This window comes from Pseudomonas sp. GM49 (genome assembly GCF_000282355.1).
Taxonomy (GTDB): Bacteria; Pseudomonadota; Gammaproteobacteria; order Pseudomonadales; family Pseudomonadaceae; genus Aquipseudomonas.
Genome location: NZ_AKJL01000149.1, coordinates 22,090 through 40,902 on the forward strand (window position 1 = coordinate 22,090; position 18,813 = coordinate 40,902).

Genomic DNA, 18,813 nt, shown 5'->3' on the forward strand with positions numbered 1-18,813 from the left:
TTGTAGTAACAGTGAGCCAACAGTACGTCGCGCCACCTCGGCGAACAATTAGAGGACCGGCGACAACAGTGTTTGCGAAACGCAAACACTGGCCATACTGCAATCCCTGTAGGAGCGAGCTTGCTCGCGATGGACTCAAGAGCGCCGCGTTTCGCCAGCAGTCACGCGCAATCGTTAACGACCATCGCGAGCAGGCTCGCTCCTACAGGGTTCGTGTATTGACTCAGCGGACCCAGCCACGCTCCAGCAAGGGCTTGTCCCAGCATGGCTCATCGCCGAAGTTTTCCACCAGAAAGTCGATCAACGTACGCACTTTCAAGGCCCGGCGCTGGGTGGCGGGATACACCGCCGAAAAATTGAACGAGGACAGTGCGTACTCCGGCAACACCGGAATCAACCGGCCGCTGAGCAAGTCATCGCTGGCCACCAGGGTCGGCAGGCAGACAATGCACACACCGGTCTGCGCGTAATCGCGCAGCAAATGCACGGAGTTGGAGCGCACCTGGCCCGGCAGACTCAGCTCCACTTGCTCGTCGTCACGGGTGAAGATCCAGCGGTTGCGCGACGGATAGCCTTCGTACAAGGCGATCTTGTGTTGCAGCAACTCCTGGGGATGGGTGGGCATACCGAACTCGCCGGCGTAATCGGGCGACATGCAGAACAATCGGCGCACGCTGAACAGCTTGCGCTCGATCAGGGTTTCGGCCATGGGCGGGAACATCTGGAACGCCACGTCGAAACCTTCTTCGATGGGGTCCACCACCCGGTCGTTGACGATCACGTCCACTTCAATGTCCGGGTACAACCGCGTGAACTCGGCCAGCATGCGGCCGAAGTGGCCGATGGCGAACCCGGGCAACATCTGCACGCGCAACTTGCCGGTGGGTTTGGCGCGCAATTCGCGCATATGCTCGGTCAGCGAGTTGAAGCCCGCGACCATGTCCGCGCACTCCTTGTAGTAGGTCTCGCCCACTTCGGAGAGCCGTACATGGCGAGTGCTGCGATGGAACAGCGGCGCATTGATGAATTGCTCCAGCTGTTGGATGCGGTGGGTGATCACCGAACGGGTCACACCCAGTTGCTGGGCCGCCTTGGCGAAGTTGCCGGTTTCGGCCACTCGCACGAAGGCTTCGACACTGAGTAAACGATCCATGGGCAGGTACTCTGGAGGCTTTTGTTCTTATATGAATAGCGAGGTTAGCCTGTCGCTCCACATCCAGGGCGAAAACCTGCCTGTAGGAGCGAGCCTGCTCGCGATGGACTTGAGAACTCCGCGGGGTGTCAGGTACCCAGCGTTATCGTTAACGTCCATCGCGAGCGGGCTCGCTCCTACAGGTCATGGCCGGGCGGACAACCGTCGCTGCATCGGGAAAACCTGCCAGCCCAGGCGTTCGCTGATCAGTCCCCACACCCCTTGCGGGGCCTTGAGCATCATCACCACCGCGACCACGCCGAGGATGATCATGTACACCGCACCGTACTGCGCCAGGCAGCCGCGCAACACGAAGTAAATCAGCGTGCCAATCAACGGTCCTTCGAGCGTGCCGATGCCGCCGATGATCACGATGAAGATCACCACCGCCGTCCAGTCCTGCAGGTTGAACGCAGCGTCCGGGGAAATACGCAGCTTTTGCAGGAAGATCAGCGCCCCGACCACCCCCGTGCAACCGGCGGCCAGCACGTAAACCATCAACTTGGTTCGGAACGTATCCACACCGAGGCTGCCGGACGCCGGTTCAGAATCACGAATCGATGCCAGTGCCAGGCCCTGACGCGAGCGCAGCAGAAAAAACACGACGGCCACGGCGGCAATGGCGATGGCCAGCGCAGTGAAATAGATCAGCGTTTCGCGCCCGTCCCGGTCATTGCCGATCTGCCGCACAATCGCCGCCGGCAGGCTTTGCCCTGAACCGCCACCCAGACTGCTCATCTGCGCAAGGCCCAAACGGAAGACCTCCGCCACCACCCAGGTACCGATGGCGAAGTAGGCGCCACGCAGACGAAACACGATCAGTGCCGTGGGTATCGCCAGCAGCGCCACCAACACGCCTGAAAGCAACACCGCGACCAAGGGCGGCACACCGAATTGACTCGCCAGCATAAACAGCAGATAGCCGCCCAGACCGACGAAAGCCTGCTGCCCTACCGAGACCATGCCGGCGTAGCCCGCCAGCAAGTTCCACATTTGCGCCAATGCCAGGTAATAGGCGAACTCCACCACCAGGCGCAGGCTCGCCCGGTCGGCCCACAAGGGTGCACTGAGCAAGATCAATACGCACAGGCCCAGCAACGACAGGCCGATGGTGCTGCTGGTGGTCGTGCGTTGTACGCGAAACCTGAGCGCGGGGTTGTTCAAGGCATTCATCAGTCGACACTCCGGGGAAACAGGCCACGCGGGCGCACGACCAGGATCAGCAGAAACACAAGGTGACCGGCGAGGATTTGCCAGCCGGGATCGATTTTTGCCCCCAGGGTTTGCGCAACGCCGAGAATCACCCCTCCGGCCAACGTGCCCCACAGGCTGCCCAGGCCACCGATGATCACCGCTTCGAAGCCGTACAACAGCCGCGCCGGCCCGACCGTAGGATCAAAACTGGTGCGGATCGCCAGGAACACGCCGGCAATCGACACCACGGCCATCGCCAGCGCCATGGCCAGGCCGAAAATGTGTGCGTTGTTGACGCCCATCAGCCGTGCGGTGTGCTGGTCATCAGAGGTAGCGCGAAACGCCCGGCCCAACGATGTTTTGTAGAACAGCAATTGCAGGCCGCCGATGATCAGCAGCGCACTGCAGAACACGATGAGCGGCATCACGCCTACGCTCAGGCTGCCAATGCCGACACTGGCCACCTCAAGGTCACCTTGAGCGAGTTTTTGGCTGTCGGCACTGAAGAATTCCAGCAGCACGTTCTGCACGATGATCGACAGGCCGAAGGTCACCAGCAACGGCGGCAGAATGTCCTGGCCCAGCGTCCGGTTGAGCAACAGCCGTTGCAACAGGTAGCCGAAACAGAACATCAGCGGCACCACCAGCAGCAAACTGGCCAGCGGGCTGAACCCCAGATGATTGACCACCAGCAGCGCCAGGTACGACGCCAGGACAATGAAGTCGCCGTGGGCGATATTGACCAGGCGCATGATGCCGAACATCAACGACAACCCCACCGCGAACATCGCGTACAGGCCGCCGAGCAACATGCCTTGAAGCAAAGTATTGAGCCATTCCATCACTAGATCCCGAAATACGCGGCTTTGATTTGTGCTTTGTCCGCATCCCCAGGCCGACCGGTCAGGGACACTCGCCCTTCCTGAAAGCAATAGAAGCGGTCACACACACTCAGTGCCTGATTGATGTCTTGCTCGACGAGAATCACCGTGGTGCCGTCAGCCTTGATCGAGGGCAGCGCGGCGTAGATGTCCTTGATCGTCGTCGGTGCCAGGCCCAGGCTGATTTCGTCGCACAACAGCAAATGCGGGTTGGCCATCAGGCCCCGGCCAATCGCAACCATTTGCTGTTGGCCGCCGGACAGCGCGGTGCCGGGACGTTTGCGCAGTTTTTCCAGCACCGGGAACAGCTGATAGATGCGTTTCAGCGTCCATGGCCCCGGGCGTTTGCTGTAGGCGCCGATCAGCAGGTTTTCTTCAACGGTCAGCGAGGGAAACAGCTTGCGGCCTTCCGGCACCAGCGCGATGCCCCGCTCCAATACCTGATTGGCCGCCAGGTCACCGATGGCCTGGCCCTTGAAGTGGATGGCACCGGGCTGGTTCTTGATCAGCCCGGCCAACGAGCGCAGGAAAGTCGACTTGCCCGCGCCGTTGGAACCGATGATCGCCACGGTTTCACCGGCCTCAAGGGTCAGGCTGATGTCGAACAGCGCTTGAAAGTCGCCGTAGCCGGCGCAGAGTTTTTCGATGGTTAGCATGCGTCAGCTCCCGATGCCCATGTAGATGTCCTGGACCCGAGGATCGGCCATCACGCTGCGCGGCTCGCCTTCGGCCAGCTTGGCGCCGAAGTTGATCACCGTCAGGCGACTGACCACCGCGAGCAAGGCATGCACGATGTGCTCGATCCAGATGATGGCAACGCCGGACTTGTGGATGCCCTGAATGGTTTCCACCAGTGCCAGGCATTCCGGCTCGGTCAGGCCGCCGGCGATTTCGTCGAGCAACAACAGGCGCGGTCGGGTCGACAAGGCGCGAGCCATTTCCAGGCGCTTGCGGTCAAGCAAGGTCAGCGAACCGGCCAGCACGTTGGCCTTGCGCATCAGGCCAGTGAGTTCCAGCGTCTGCGCACACCACTGGCTGGCTTCGTTGTCACGCAGCCGCGCACCAAAGGTCGCGCCCACCAGCAGGTTCTCGAACACGGTCATCTTCACGAACGGATGCGGAATCTGATGGGAGCGGCCGATGCCTTGCTGGCAGCGCTTGAACACGGGTTCGCGGGTGACGTTGCGGCCTTCGAAATGAATCGTGCCTTTGTCCGCCGCCACGCCGCCGGCGATCAGGTTGAACAGCGTGCTTTTACCCGCGCCGTTGGGGCCGATGATGCCCAGTGCTTCACCGGGTTGCAGGGTCAGGTCGATGGCATCCGTGACCTTCACCTCGCCATAGCTTTTGTGCACATCGGTCATTTGTAGAAGTGGCTGTTGCATGGTGCACCGGTGTCCTTTTGCGCGATCAATACGTAATGGCCTGCATTTCGCCGCCCAACGGAATCGCCGGCGCGGTGGCATTGCTGGTCACGATCAGGTCGTATTTATTGTCCTTGCCCAATCGCCACTGGCCGCTGACCAGAGGTGTCTTGGCGACGTTCTTGACCGGTCCGCCATTCCAGTTGATCGGGCCGACCACGGTGCTGAGGTTGGTCTTGAGCAAGGCATCGCGGACCGCTTGGGCGTTGCCGATTTCTTCGGTGCGCTTGAGGATGTCCACTGCCAGTTCGAACAGGGCATGCACGAACCCCAACGGTTGCGTCCACTGCTTGCCGGTGGCCTGGGTGAAACCCTGGGCCAATTGGCCGGCACTGGCGCCGGTCAATGACGAACTGAACGGGTGCGTCGGGCTCCACCAGATTTCGGTCGACAGGTTGTTGCCGGCCTTGCCCAATGCCTCGACTGCCGTCGGGAACAACAATGCCTTGCCCACCGACACGGCTTTCGGATTGAAGCCTTGCTGCCGGGCCTGGGTCCAGAACGTGCTCAGGTCCGGCGGGATGACCACGCCGGTGACGATCTCGACGTCGGCCTTTTTGAACGCGGCAATCTGCGCAGAGAAATCGTCGGTCAGACTCTGGAAGCGGCCAGGGTCGACCAGTTGAAAGCCCTTTTGCGCCAGTACCGGCGGGAAACCGAGCTTCTGGTCGCCCCACGCATTGCCATCGCCGTCATTGGGGAACAGGCCGCCGACCACTTTGTTCGATGGCATCGCCCCCCACATGGCGCTGTAGGTACCGATCACGTCTTCCAGGCCCCAGAAAAAGTGGTAAGTCCACTCAAAGCCCTGCTCCGGCTTGCCGCCACGGGTAAAGAACCACGGCTGCCACGGCGCCACCGTGGAGATACACGGAACCTCGTTGATTTCGCATTGGTCGGACACCGGGTTAGTGGTTTCCGGGGTCGACGACACCAGCATCAGATCGACCTGATCCGAGAGAATCAGCTCGCTCGCCACTTCCGCCGCGCGGTTGGGGTTGGACTGGCTGTCCTTGACGATGACCTCCAGGCGGTAAGCCTTGCCAGCCACGGTGATCGAGTTCTTCAGCACTTGCTTGAGCGACTCGATGATGTAGTTATCGGCGGCCGCGAAAGGTGCCAACGGCCCGGTCTACGGGCTGACATAGCCCAGCTTGATCACTCGCTCACCGCCGATGGCAAAGGTGAACGGCATGCTTGCCAGTGCCACGCCACCGGCGGCAATACCGGTACTGCGCAGGAAATCACGGCGGGAGAAGTTGCGGCCTAACAGGTTTTTATCGTTGTTGTCTGTCATGTAAGTACTCCAAAAGCCTGGACGAACGGGGTCGCCACGTGTGGCCGGGCCATCACGCAGGGTCAGGGGTAAAGCAGGGAAATCCGTTTAGAAGAAGAAACTGACGTCGAATGACGCAACCACTTGCGAATCCTTTTCGCCGTCGGCATAGGCATCGCGGCCGGGGCCTGAATGGATGTCGTAGCGCAGTTCCGGGCGCAGGCGCACGTTGGGTGTCGGCGTCCAGGCCAGGTTGGTGGTGACGCCGTAAAAGCTGCCCCAGGTCGGATCGGGAACGCCGGTGTGCGGGTCGATGTTGGCCATCATCACGTGGACCGGAGCGTCGGTGTAGAACCACTCGGCGCGACTGTTCCACATCAGGTTTTCGCTAAGCTTGTGGTACCAGTTGACATCCGTGCCGTACCAGGTGGCGTCTTTTTTGTTGGCGAACCCGGCGAAAGCACCCTGCTCCTGCTTGCCGTAGTTCAACTCCAGCGCCACGCGGTTGTTCGGGTCGAGCACTTGCGACAGGGTCAGATAAGACGCCAGGCGCTTGAAGTCGTCATCCTTGGTGCCCGCCGGCAGCGGCGAGCCACAACTGCATTCGGCGAAACTGTCGCCAGCGCCATTGCCGTAGATGTTCTCCCAGTCGATCCAGGTGCCGAAGTCCGCCGAGCGCCAGCGTACGTTGGCGATCACGTCCGGCGAGTGATTGGGATCCTGCAGGTTGTTCCAGCCCTGGACCACACCCAGTTCGAAGCCGAGCATACTTTCACCCGGTTTCGAAGGCAGTTTGAACGAGTACAGCGCTCCGGCATGTTTGGCCGGGCCGTGCATGAATGAATAGGTGTGCGAGTAGAAGTCAGTGGGTGCAGGGGATGGCAAGGCGAAGCCGATTTCGTTTTCCAGCGGCGTGTGGAATATCCCGATCATCAGATCCGAACCGCCGAGTACCGGGAAGTAAAAATCAGCGTACGCCTGGGCAATGGTCAACGCCGGATCTTCGGCCTTGTTGTTGCGGTTGACGCTCAGGTCTTCATCCCAGCCGTAGGTCTTGAAGAAACGCGCGTCCTTGCCGTACAGCGCCGTGACATTGAAACCCCAGTCAGCTTCTTGCGGCATCGGTCCGGGAAACGGTCCGACACGACCGATCACATTGCTCTTGGGTTTCTTTTCCACGGCCAGGGCGAACTGGTTGAGGTTCACACCTTCGTCGGTATTGAAGAAGCTTTGCTTGCTGACGTCATCCGTGCCGTTGTTGTTATAGATCACACCGGCCTGAGCCCAGCCGTAGATCTTGATCCCATGTTCACGCTCAAGGCTGTCGCCGAAGACATTGCGCACCAGCGACCCCATAGGATCGTCTGCTGCCAGAGCCATAGAGGGAAACAAAACGTCGGCACCCAGAACGGGCGCGAACAGGGTTGCTGCGCAAACCCATGCACGAATACTCATACCTGCCTTCCTTATTTTTATTAGGCGCCAATCCCCCGAAGGGGCATGAGGCCGAAAGCAAGGTATGAAGTCTTGATGAGCCCTGGCTTGAGCTCCACCCGATCGTTGGCGGATCGTGGTGTTCGGCGTAATGGAGGCTACAAGCCCGCCACTGCACCAACAATTCCATTCTCGGCGACTTCAGTGTTTGCGTATTCAGAACAATGCTGGCGTCGTTGATCTGGGGTATGACCCCAATCACTTGTGGGAGCGAGCTTGCTCGCGATAGCAGTGTGTCAGACGAAATAGACGTTGACTGACATGACGCCATCGCGAGCAAGCTCGCTCCCACAGGTCATTTTGTGATCTGGAAATTTGTGGTTATTCCGGGGGGTCGAGCTGATCCAGAGCCCGGTTCACCGCCAGTTCGCCGAGCATGATGACTTGCGCAATGCCGAGCAGCGCATTGCGGCTGGTTCCTTGCAGATGATCCACCAGATCGGTGGCCATGACATTGGCCGACGCCAGCGATTCACAGGCATGCACCAGCAAGGTTTCGACATTGAGTTCGGGATTGACGATGAACATGGAACCGGGTTTGCGCGGCGTGGCCATGATGCTTGGGCCGGGGTTTAGGTAGTGATCGAGGGCGCGCTCGGCGGCTTCGTGGAGCTTTTGGGAGTCGAGGGTTTCGTACGGGGATGTCGGATCGGTGTCCGGGGGATTGGGTGTGACTTTGAACATGGATGTAACTCCTGGATGTAGATGAGGAGCCATCAACCTTCGCTACCAAACGAGGGGTGGCGGCCATACGCAGGTTGGTAGACCGGCCCAGGAACCCGGCGCATCCGAAGATGCCCTACGCATGACCACCATTAAGCAGAGACAAAAACTCTGCAAAGCGTGGTGCACTGCGCCTGGATAACCGGGCTACCAAACCCGATCGCTGCTGTTTTGCAGCGACCGGCCAACGATAGAACCCGCCCCCAAGACGCACAAGCCGGCGGATTCTGGCGTAGCTGTAGGCAATGACGCAAGCCGACGTAGCTTGCGGGAAGTAACGCTGACAGCCGTTAAACAGCCCCTTAAACACGCCTGGATTCAGGCAACCAATACACGGCCCCTGTGGGAGCGAGCTTGCTCGCGATAGCGGACTGTCAGTCGACATCTATATTGGCTGGTAGTCAGTCATCGTCGGAACGCCGCCCGGAGCAAGCTCGCTCCCACAGGGTATGCGGTGCTAATCAAGTGTTGGTGGTCAGCGGATAGAGCTTGTCATCGAACTGCGCCAGCTTCGGAAACACCAACGGTTGCTCGTCGCTTAAATGCAGCAATCGCTGGCTGTAGTCATCGAGAAAGCCCTTGCGCGCTTCGTCGCTGATATACGGCACATGCCAGGCCACGAAGGGTTCCAGTACATCAAAACCAACATAAGCCAGGGTTCCGCGCAGGATCGGCCGCAGCATGTCTTCAAGCGGGCCGTGAATCGCACCCTCACCGAACATGTGTTCACGCCCGCCCAGGGTCACGGTCACCAGCGCCTTCTTCCCAGCCAACCCACCCTGATCATAGAAGCGTTTGCCGCCGTAGCAGATGCCCGACACCAGTACCCGATCGATCCAGCCCTTGAGCATGGCCGGGGTGGAGAACCAGAAGATCGGGAAGTTGAGGATCAACAGGTCGGCCCACAGCAGCTTGTCCAGCTCGGCCTGGATGTCCGCCGCCAAAGACTGGCTTTTCACGCCCAGGCGTTGTTCCAGGGCATAGACCAGGTACTCGGGGTTTTCCCTATTCGAGAAGTCCGCGTCGCTGGCCACCGGGTTCCAGTTCATTTTGTACAGGTCGCTGACCTGTACTTCGTGGCCCTGGGCTTCAAGGGTGGCGACAGCCTGGTCGCGCAGGGCGGCGGTGAAGGATTGCGGCTCCGGATGAGCGTGGACGATCAGTACTTTCATGGTGGTTCCTTAGACTTTTTCCAGCGTATCGGTAGTAGGTTTGGAAGCGCGTGCGGCCAGCAACCGGTCGAGCCAGTCAGGGTCCATTTGCGGTTCGGAAGAAAACAGCAGGCCGGTGTAGTCCTGATGTGGCGGGGTGAAAATCTGGCTGCGCGAGCCGTGGTCCACCACCCTGCCCCGTTGCATCACCAATACCTCATCGGCAATCGCCCGAACAGTAGCAACATCGTGGGTGATGAACAGGTATGCGACACCCAGTTGTTGCTGGATGCGGTTGAGCAGTTTCAGTACGCCCTCGGCCACCAGTTGATCCAGTGCCGAGGTCACTTCATCGCAGATGATCAGCTGCGGATCGGCCGCCAGCGCCCGGGCGATGCAGATGCGTTGTTTCTGCCCGCCGGACAATTCACGGGGCTGACGCTCCATGAAGGTGGCCGGGTCGAGTTCGATCATCTCCAGCAGCTCGGCGACCCGGGCGCGCATGGCCTTGCCCTTGAGCCCGAGGTAGAACGTCAGCGGCCGGCCGATGATATCGACAATGCGCTGACGCGGATTCAGCGCGGTGTCGGGGATCTGGTAGATCATCTGGATGCGCCGCAGTTGTTCCTTGCTGCGCTGGCGAAAGTCCGCCGGCAATGGCTGGCCGTCGTACAGCACCTGGCCGTAAGTCGGCGGCAGCAAACCGGTGATCAGCCGCGCCGTGGAACTTTTGCCGCTGCCGGATTCGCCGATCACCGCCAGGGTCTGACCGCGATACAGCTTCAGGGAAACATCGTGCAGCACCGGTTGCCGGCCGTAACTGGCGCAACTGTTGCGCAGTTCCAGCAGCGGTTGTTCCTGTTGCGGGCAGGCCTTGGGTTCGGTGCGGAAACTGCGCACCGCCCACAGTGATTTGGTGTAGTCCTCCTGCGGATCGCCGAGCATCTGCCGGGTTTCGGCCTCCTCCACCAGTTTGCCGTGGCGCAGCACCATGATGCGGTCGGCCATTTGCGCCACCACCGCCAGGTCGTGGCTGATGTAGATCGCCGCACTGCCGTAGGTCGCGACGGCATCGCGAATGGCGGCGAGCACTTCGATCTGGGTGGTGACGTCGAGCGCGGTGGTCGGTTCGTCGAAGATGATCAGGTCCGGGTGGCAAGCCATGGCCATGGCGGTCATCACCCGTTGCAACTGGCCGCCGGAGACTTGATGCGGATAGCGCTGGCCAATGGTTTCGGGATTGGGCAGACGTAGTACCCGATACAGTTCTACCGCGTCGCGCATGGCCTGGTCGCGGCTCATGCCGCCGTTTTTCACGGCGGTTTCGACGTGTTGATCGATCAGCCGATGGGCCGGGTTGAACGAGGCTGCCGCGCTCTGTGCCACATAGGCAATACGCAGGCCCCGCAGTTTGCGCAGGGCTTCGGGCTTGGCGTTGAGCAAGTCGATGCCGTCGAAATGCACCGAGCCACCCGTGATCCGGCAGCCGTCGCGGGTGTAGCCCATGGCCGACAGGCCGAGGGTCGACTTGCCCGCGCCGGACTCGCCGATCAGCCCCAGCACTTCGCCGCGTTGCAGGGTCAGGTCGATGCCCTTGATCAGCGGATGCCAGGCATCCTCGTAGTGGCCTTCGATGTGCAGGTTGCGGATTTCCAGCAAAGGTTTTGTGCTCGTCATGTTCAGCATTCCTTGAGACCGCTGGATTTGTGCAGCATCCAGTCGACGACGAAGTTGACGCTGACCGTGATCAACGCCACGGCCAGGGCGGGCAGCAACGGGCTGATGTCGCCGAAGGTGATCAGCACGGCGTTGTCACGCACCATGCTGCCCCAGTCGGCGGTGGGCGGTTGAATGCCCAGGCCGAGGAACGACAACGCACTGATGAACAGGAACACAAAGCAGAAGCGCAGGCCGAACTCGGCAATCAGCGGCGCGGCGGCGTTGGGCAACACTTCGCGGGTAACCAGCCACCACAGGCCTTCGCCACGCAGGCGTGCGGCTTCAACGAAGTCCTGCACCACCACGCTCATCGCCACGGCGCGAGACAGTCGAAACACCCGGGTCGCATCCAGCAACGCAATCACCAATACCAGCGAAGTCGCCGTGGTGCCGACCACACTGAGAATCAGCAAGGCGAAGATCAGTTGCGGAATGGCCATCAGGATGTCCACCACTCGCGACAGGCCCTGATCGACCCAACCGCCCTTGATTGCCGCGATCAGACCGCTCAAGCCACCGAGCAGAAACGCCAGCACGGTGGTCAGGAAGGCAATGCCCAGAGTATTGCGCGCGCCATAGACCAGGCGGCTGAACATGTCGCGCCCCAGGTTATCGGTGCCCAACAGGAACTGTCCGCCCCACGGTGCGAAGCCCTCGCCCACCACCTGGGTTTCGCCGAACGGCGCCAGTACCGGCGCGAACACGGCCACCAGGATGTAAAGCAGGATCATCAACAGCCCGAACTTGGCGCTCAACGGCGCCCGCCACACTTGTTTCAACAGGCTCATGGTCTACCCCTTCGGATGCATCAGGCGTGGGTTGCTGGCAATCGACAGCACATCGGCGCTGGTGTTGAGCAGGATGTAGGTCGCGGCAAAGATCAGGCTGCACGCCTGGACTACCGGGATGTCGCGCTTGGCCACCGAGTCCACCAGTAACTGGCCGAGCCCCGGATAGACAAACACCACTTCGACCACCACCACGCCGACCACCAGGTACGCCAGGTTCAGGGCGACCACGTTGACGATGGGTGCCAGGGCATTGGGCAAGGCGTGGCGGAAGATGATCCGCGACTGGCTGATGCCCTTGAGCCGGGCCATTTCGATGTAGGGGCTGGCCAACAGGTTGATCAGGGAGGCGCGGGTCATGCGCATCATCTGTGCGATCACCACCAGGCTCAGGGTCGCCACCGGCAGTACCGAACGCTGCAGAATCATCCCCAGCGAAGCGTCCGGCGCCAGGTTGGAAATGCTCGGGAACCAGTTGAGCTTCACCGCGAACACCAGGATCAGGATGTAGGCAACGAAGAACTCGGGGAACGACACCGCGCTCAGGGCCGAGGTGTTGAGCAAACGGTCGAACCAGCTGTTGCGGTACAACGCGGCGAGCATCCCCAACAGCAAGGCCAACGGCACGGAAACCAGCGCCGCCAACAGCGCCAGGCTGAAGGTGTTGCCCAAACGCGCGCCGACCAGTTCAGCGATCGGCCGTTGGTTAGCCAGCGACACGCCGAGGTCGCCTTGCAACAGGTGCCAGATCCAGTGGCCGAAACGGGTCAATGGCGGCATATCCAGCCCCAGTTGCGCACGGTAGGCCGCCACGGTTTCCGGGGTGGCCGACTGGCCGAGCATGGCCTGGGCGATATCGCCCGGGAGCATGCCGACCGCCAGGAAGATGATCACTGAGACGGCGAACAGGGACAGCAGGCCCAGGGCCAGGCGTTGTCCCAACAGCTTGAAAATACTTCTCATCGTGCGGTTCCTTGAAAATGGGCACGCTTGCATAATCCTGCAAATTTCTACTGTGGGAACACGACCCCCTGTGGAGCGAGCTTGCTCGCGATAGCGGACTGTCAGCCAACATTGATGTTGAATGTGCTGCCGTCATCGCGAGCAAGCTCGCTCCCACAGTTGATCTCCACAGTTCAACTTTCCGGTTTATGCCTGCCACCAGCGCTCGATCACCCGCAGGCCGTCCAGCTCGCCGTACGGCGCGGTCTGTCCACCGTGGACGACGCGGTTGGAGCGGGCTGCCACGGAGCTGGCGAACAGCGGCACGATCGCCCCGCCCTCGTCCCGGCACAGCGCCTGCATTTCGTTGTACATCTCGCGGCGCAGCGGGTCGTTCATCTCGCCGCGGGCGGCGTTGAGCAGCTTGTTAAACCTAGGGTTGTCCCAGTGGGTTTCGTTCCACGCCGCGCCTTTGGCGTAACCGATGCTGAACATGCGGTCGGCGGTCAGGCTGCTGTACCAGAACGAGGTAGTGAAGGGCTGCTTCATCCACACGTTGGAGAAGAATCCATCCGCCGGCTCGCGCACCACGTCGATGTCGATCCCGGCGGCACGGGCCTGCTCCTTGAACAGCACCGAGGCGTCCACGGCGCCGGAATACGCTGCGTCGGAGGCTTGCAGGCGCACCTTGAGCGAATCCAGGCCGGCCTTTTTCAGATAGAAGCGCGATTTGTCCGGATCGTAGGTGCGTTGTTCCAGCGCGGTGTTGATGAAGCGGCTGCCAGGCTGGATCGGGTGGTCGTTGCCCACCAGGCCATAGCCGTGCAGCACCGAGGCCAGCAGGGTTTCGCGGTTGATCGCATGTTTCATCGCCAGGCGCACGTCGTTGTTCTGGAACGCCTGGCTGTCGGTGAGCATCGGGAAGGTGTAGTGCTGGGCGCCCTTGGTTTCTTCGATGACCAGGTTCGGGTTGCGCTTGAGCAGCGCGACGGTTTTCAGGTCGACCTTGTTGATCACATCCACTTGCCCGGTAACCAGCGCATTGACCCGTGCAGCGCCGTCGGCGATGGCAATCAGTTCGGCACTGGCGAAGTGCGCCCGTCCCGGTTTCCAGTAATCGGGGCTGCGTTCCAGGGTCATGCGCACGCCCGGTTCGAAGTCCTTGAGGCGATAGCCCCCGGTGCCGGCGCCGGCCTGCCAGTCCGCCGTGCCATCCTTGCTTGGCATGATCGCCAGGTGGTAATCGGCGACCACATAGGAGAAATCAGCGTTGCCCGAGTGCAGTTCGAACACCACGCTGTCGCTACCGTTGGCGCTGACCTTGGCCACGTCACCGAGTACGGTCTTGGCCGCCGAGGTGGATTTCTCGCCGAGGTGATGCTGGATCGACGCCACCACGTCATCGGCGGTCAGGGTCTTGCCGTTGTGGAAGGTCACGCCCTGACGGATTTTGAAGGTCCAGATGCGCGCGTCCGGGGTCGAGGTCCAGCTCTCGGCCAGTTCCGGAATGGCTGTGCCGTCGACGGCAATTTCGGTCAGGGTGTTATAGACCGCCGAGAAACCGACGAAGGTGAAGGTATCGCTCCACGAGCCCGGATCTTTCGAGTCGGTGGTGCTGCCACCGGCCAGACCCAGGCGCAACACGCCGCCGGGTTTGGGTTTGGCTTCTTCAGCGAAGGCGCCAAACGGCAGGCCCATGGAGAACGCCCCGGCCATCGCCGCAGCCGCCGCGCTGTACTTCAAGAAGTCCCTACGCGGGAAGCTGAATTCATGGTTCGCTTGAGTAATCTTGTTTTTGTTATCGCTCATTGCATTGCCCCTGATCAAAAAGCTAATGAATTACCGGTTCAAAACCACGCAAGACACCGGGCCAGGGCCCGGTGCGTACTGCATTCGAATTGCCAGAGATCACACCTGGATCGCCTTCACTTCGACGAACTCGTTCAGCCCCTCCTCACCCCATTCGCGACCGTTACCCGATTGTTTGTAACCACCGAACGGCGCCTGATAATTGAACGCCGCGCCATTGAGGAAGCACTGACCGGCGCGCATCTGCCGGCCCAGGTGCAAGGCACGCTCGGCACTGCCGGCCCAGACGCCGCTGGACAGGCCGAACGGCGAGTCATTGGCCATTTGCACCGCTTGCGCCTCATCGGCATAAGGGATCAGGCACAACACCGGGCCGAAGATTTCTTCCTGGGCGATGCGCATGCGGTTATCGACATCGGCGAACAGCGTCGGGCTGACATAGAAGCCGCGCTCGAGTGCCGACGGCGTGTCACCGCCGCACAACAGCCGTGCACCTTCCTGTTGGCCGACCTTGATGTAATCGAGCACGGTGCGTTTTTGCCCGGCCGAACACATCGGGCCGAGAAAGCTTTGCGGGTCGAGGGGATCGCCCATGCGCAGGCTCAGGGTCTCTTGCAGGGCGATTTCCACGGCTTCGGCATAACGGCTGGCCGGCAGCAGCATGCGGGTCAACGCGGTGCAGGTCTGACCGGAGTTGATCATCACGTCCTGCACGCCGTAGCGCACAGCCGCATCCAGATCCGCATCCTCGGCGATCAGCAGCGGCGACTTGCCACCCAGCTCAAGGCACACACGCTTCACTGAAGGCGCCGCCGCTTGGGCGACCCGCACTCCGGCGCCAGTGGAGCCGGTGAACGACACCATGTCCACGTCCGGGTGTTTGGCCAGCGCTTCGCCGACTTTCGAGCCCGGCCCGCTGACCAGGTTGAACACCCCGGCCGGCAAACCGATGTCCTCGATCATTTGCGCCAACAGGAAGGCATGCAGCGGCGTTTCCTGGCTTGGCTTGACCACCACGGTGCAACCGGCGGCCAAGGCCGGGGCGAGTTTGCCGATCAACTGGTGCAGTGGGTAATTCCACGGATTGATGAACGCGCAGACACCCACTGCCTCGCGAATCACCAGCGAGTTGCCGACTTCGCGCACCTCGTCCATGAGATGAGCCAGTTCGACGTACTGCTCAAGGCCTGCGATCGGCCCGTCGACCTGCACCGAGCGGCACCATTGCACCGGCATGCCCAGTTCAGTGGTGATGACCGCGGCCATCTCATCGGCACGATTGCGCAGTTGATCGGCCAGTGCCCGGATATAACCGGCACGCACGCTGGACGGCGTGCGCGACCATGAAGCGAAGGCCCGGCGAGCCGCCGCCACGGCGTTTTCGACATCGAGTTCATCACCCAGCGGAACGCTGCCGCACACTTGCTCGGTGGCCGGGTTGATCACCTCGGCGATGCCCTGCCCCGAAGGTTTCTGCCAGCGACCATCAATAAACAACGCCTTGTGGTTAAGCATGTAGCTGAGCCTCCATCAGTTCTTGGGCACAACGGGCAATGCGCTGGCAGGCATCGCGTAGCGGTTCAGCGCCGACCACCAGGCCGAGTCGGATATGCCCCGCCGCACTCGGACCAAAGGCCTCGCCGGCCAGTACCGACACGCCGTGGCGATCCAGCAAACGGTCGGCAAACGCCTGGGCGCTGAGCCCGGTTTCGCGGATATCGAGCATCACGAACATGCCGCCGTCAGGTTTCAGTGCGCGTACGCCTGGGCAGTCAGCGAGGCTGTCGCACACCAGATCGCGACGCTGGCGATAGGCTTCGCGCATGGCTTCCAGCTCCGGCAGGTTGCTTTCCAGCGCGATGACCGCGGCGTCCTGAATGAAATCCGGCGAGCCGTAGAGCATGCACAGCGCGAGGTTTTCCAGGTGCGCGGCCAGCGATGGCGGCGCCACCACCCAGCCCACGCGCCATCCGGTCATGGCGTGGGATTTCGACAGGCTGTTGAGGGTTGCGGTGCGCTCGGCCATGCCCGGCAGACTTGCCGGGCTGACGTGTTCACCTTCGAACAGCAACTCGCTGTAGACCTCGTCGGAAATCAGCCACAGGTCGTGGGCGATGCACAACTCAGCCAATGCGGCCCACGTGCTGCGCGGCAGACTGGCGCCGGACGGGTTGTGCGGGCTGTTCAGCGCCAAGGCACGGGTACGTGGGGTGATACGCGCGGCGACATCTTCGGGCAACACCCGGAAGCCGTTTTCCGAGCGCACGGGCACCGGCACCACCACGGCGCCGCAGGCACCGAACACCGCTTCGTAGGTGACGTACATCGGCTCGGCGACGATCACTTCGTCACCCGGATTCAGTACGCATTGGGCCACGCTGAACAGCGCACATTGTGCTCCGGCCAGTACGGTCACCTGATCGGCTGAAACGCTTTGGCCGCTGCGTTGTTGATGACGCTTTGCGATGGCTTCACGCAGGGCACGCTTGCCGCGCACCTCGGCATAGTGAGTGTTGCCATTGAGCAGGCTGTCGATGGCACCCTGCACGATGGGCTGCGGCGTATCGAAATCCGGGTCGCCCACGGACAGCAGCAAAATGTCCTGGCCCTGCTCGCGCAGTGCAAGGGCACGATAATGAATATCCCAGGCGGCAGCGCCATCACCGGCGATTCGTTGAGTCAGATCGGAAAAGCGCATGGCCCCATCCCCTTGAAATACAGATCAGTGCGCACAGGCGTGCTTGAGTTCGATCAGGGTCACGCCGTTGCGCTTGAAGCCGTGGCGCAAGTCAGCCTGCAACTCCGTCAGGTTTTGCGGCTGCGTCACGGTGCAGCCGAACGCACGACCGAGGGCGGCGAAATCCGGGTTGCGCGGCAATACGCCGATGGGCTCGATGTCGAGGCCAAGCATGTCGTCGCGAATTTGCCCCAGCGCGTCGTTGTTCCACAGCAGCACCACCAGCGGGCTGTCCAGCTCTTCGACGGCGGTCGCCAGCTCCTGGGCGGTGTAGAGGAATCCACCGTCGCCCACCAGCACCAGACCGGGCCGTTGCGGTGCGCCGAACTTGGCGCCGATCCCCGCCGGCAGGCCATAACCCAAGGTGCCGTAGCCGGTCGGATGCAACCAGCTGCGGATGGCCAGGCTGTCAAAGGCGTAGTTACCCGTATACGCAAGCTGGGTCATGTCGGTGCTGATGAACGCGTTGTCCGGCAGCTCAGCGGCGATACGGTCGAGAATCGATTGATGGATCGACTGCAACGGGCCATGGCTGGCCTTGACCGCTTCACGCAGTGCAGTGACCGAGGCAATCGCAGCGCTGGCATCACGTACGTCGGACGGCAGGCGCTCAAGCAAGCCACTGAGGGTTTGCTGCGCGTCGCCATGCAATGCCACTGCGCAGGGGTAGAAGTCGTTGAATTTGCGTGGGTCGATATCCACCCGCAGCAGTTCAGCGTTGAGCGGCAGGCGTTCGCGCCAGAAGTCGGTGTCGGCCATTTCGGTGCCGACCGCCAGCACCACGTCGGCCTTGGCGATCAGGTTCCAGCCCGGTTCCACACACAGGGAGGAACCGGCATTGAGCGGCGCATTCGGTGGCAGCAGACCCTTGCCGGCGACGCTGGTAAACAGCGGTGCGGCGAGCCGGGTGCTGATGGCTTGCAGTTCTGAAGTGGCATTCAACGCCCCACCACCGGCGATGATCATCGGGCGTTTGGCAGCGTTGAGCTTGGCCACGGCTTGATCCAGCGCATTGGCAGATGCCGGACCACGACCCGGACGACGCACCACCTCGTTGCTCCAGTCACGAGCGATCGGCGCCGACAGCACGTCCAGCGGCACCGAGATGTGCACCGGGCGCGGCCGCTCGCTGTCGAACACCGCGTAGGCACGGGCGATCAGTTCGGGAAGGTCTTCGGCGGTCAGTGCCACTGCGGAGAACGCGGTAATCGGCGCCGTCATCGCCCGTTGGTCCTGACACTCGTGCAGGCTGCCCCAGCCCTTGCCGAGGCTGGCGCTGTGGTTGACGCTGGAAATCACCAGCATCGGAATCGAGTCGGCGTAGGCCTGGCCGATGCCGGTGGCGGCGTTGGTCACGCCGGGGCCGGTGATGACGAAGCACACACCGGGTTTGCCGCTGACCCGGGCGTAGCCGTCGGCCATGAAACTGGCGCCTTGCTCATGGCGGGTCAAGACGTGGCGGATGCCGCTGCCGGGCAAGCCA

17 protein-coding genes are annotated in these 18,813 nt (G+C 61.6%); all 17 read right to left on the reverse strand.

Features of this window, described 5'->3' with window-relative positions:
* Window positions 1-223: 223 nt before the first annotated feature.
* Window positions 224-1,153, reverse strand: coding sequence for a LysR family transcriptional regulator (locus tag PMI29_RS15245; RefSeq protein WP_007997982.1), 930 nt, complete (start codon window positions 1,151-1,153; stop codon window positions 224-226).
* A gap of 183 nt (window positions 1,154-1,336) precedes the next feature.
* Complete coding sequence (locus PMI29_RS15240; RefSeq protein ID WP_007997984.1) at window positions 1,337-2,365, reverse strand: branched-chain amino acid ABC transporter permease; 1,029 nt, start codon at window positions 2,363-2,365, stop codon at window positions 1,337-1,339.
* Window positions 2,365-3,228: a branched-chain amino acid ABC transporter permease gene (locus PMI29_RS15235; RefSeq protein ID WP_007997986.1), complete on the reverse strand. Its 864-nt coding sequence runs from the start codon at window positions 3,226-3,228 to the stop codon at window positions 2,365-2,367. The genes PMI29_RS15240 and PMI29_RS15235 overlap by 1 nt, the downstream gene beginning before the upstream one ends.
* 2 nt (window positions 3,229-3,230) lie before the next feature.
* Window positions 3,231-3,923 (reverse strand): ABC transporter ATP-binding protein, encoded by a 693-nt coding sequence (locus PMI29_RS15230; RefSeq protein ID WP_007997988.1) that lies wholly within the window; start codon window positions 3,921-3,923, stop codon window positions 3,231-3,233.
* A gap of 3 nt (window positions 3,924-3,926) precedes the next feature.
* Entirely contained in the window at window positions 3,927-4,652 is a 726-nt protein-coding gene (locus PMI29_RS15225) for an ABC transporter ATP-binding protein (protein ID WP_007997989.1), read from the reverse strand.
* A gap of 25 nt (window positions 4,653-4,677) precedes the next feature.
* On the reverse strand, window positions 4,678-5,814 hold the full coding sequence (locus PMI29_RS15220; protein ID WP_007997991.1) for an ABC transporter substrate-binding protein: 1,137 nt from the start codon (window positions 5,812-5,814) through the stop codon (window positions 4,678-4,680).
* 9 nt (window positions 5,815-5,823) lie between these two features.
* Window positions 5,824-5,988: a twin-arginine translocation signal domain-containing protein gene (locus tag PMI29_RS32600; protein WP_007997994.1), complete on the reverse strand. Its 165-nt coding sequence runs from the start codon at window positions 5,986-5,988 to the stop codon at window positions 5,824-5,826.
* A gap of 87 nt (window positions 5,989-6,075) precedes the next feature.
* Window positions 6,076-7,422 carry an outer membrane beta-barrel protein gene (locus PMI29_RS15215; protein WP_007997996.1) on the reverse strand — a complete coding sequence of 449 codons (1,347 nt, stop codon included), beginning with the start codon at window positions 7,420-7,422 and terminating at the stop codon, window positions 6,076-6,078.
* Between the two features lie 360 nt (window positions 7,423-7,782).
* The gene (locus PMI29_RS15210; RefSeq protein WP_007998002.1) at window positions 7,783-8,145 is read right to left on the reverse strand and encodes a DUF6124 family protein; all 363 of its coding nucleotides are present in this window, start codon (window positions 8,143-8,145) and stop codon (window positions 7,783-7,785) included.
* 500 nt (window positions 8,146-8,645) lie between these two features.
* A complete protein-coding gene (locus PMI29_RS15205) occupies window positions 8,646-9,356 on the reverse strand; it encodes an NAD(P)H-dependent oxidoreductase (RefSeq protein ID WP_007998004.1) in 711 nt (236 codons plus the stop codon).
* A gap of 9 nt (window positions 9,357-9,365) precedes the next feature.
* Entirely contained in the window at window positions 9,366-11,012 is a 1,647-nt protein-coding gene (locus PMI29_RS15200) for an ABC transporter ATP-binding protein (protein ID WP_007998006.1), read from the reverse strand.
* A gap of 2 nt (window positions 11,013-11,014) precedes the next feature.
* The gene (locus PMI29_RS15195) at window positions 11,015-11,842 is read right to left on the reverse strand and encodes an ABC transporter permease (protein WP_007981539.1); all 828 of its coding nucleotides are present in this window, start codon (window positions 11,840-11,842) and stop codon (window positions 11,015-11,017) included.
* 3 nt (window positions 11,843-11,845) lie between these two features.
* The gene (locus PMI29_RS15190; RefSeq protein WP_007998008.1) at window positions 11,846-12,805 is read right to left on the reverse strand and encodes an ABC transporter permease; all 960 of its coding nucleotides are present in this window, start codon (window positions 12,803-12,805) and stop codon (window positions 11,846-11,848) included.
* A 186-nt stretch (window positions 12,806-12,991) separates the two neighbouring features.
* On the reverse strand, window positions 12,992-14,593 hold the full coding sequence (locus tag PMI29_RS15185; RefSeq protein ID WP_007998011.1) for an ABC transporter substrate-binding protein: 1,602 nt from the start codon (window positions 14,591-14,593) through the stop codon (window positions 12,992-12,994).
* 99 nt (window positions 14,594-14,692) lie between these two features.
* The gene (locus PMI29_RS15180; protein ID WP_007998013.1) at window positions 14,693-16,108 is read right to left on the reverse strand and encodes an aldehyde dehydrogenase family protein; all 1,416 of its coding nucleotides are present in this window, start codon (window positions 16,106-16,108) and stop codon (window positions 14,693-14,695) included.
* The gene (locus tag PMI29_RS15175) at window positions 16,101-17,291 is read right to left on the reverse strand and encodes a pyridoxal phosphate-dependent aminotransferase (protein ID WP_007998020.1); all 1,191 of its coding nucleotides are present in this window, start codon (window positions 17,289-17,291) and stop codon (window positions 16,101-16,103) included. Before PMI29_RS15175 ends, PMI29_RS15180 begins: the two co-directional genes overlap by 8 nt.
* Window positions 17,292-17,315: 24 nt before the next feature.
* The coding region (locus PMI29_RS15170; protein WP_007998021.1) for a 5-guanidino-2-oxopentanoate decarboxylase at window positions 17,316-18,813 on the reverse strand (1,498 nt) is incomplete at its 5' end.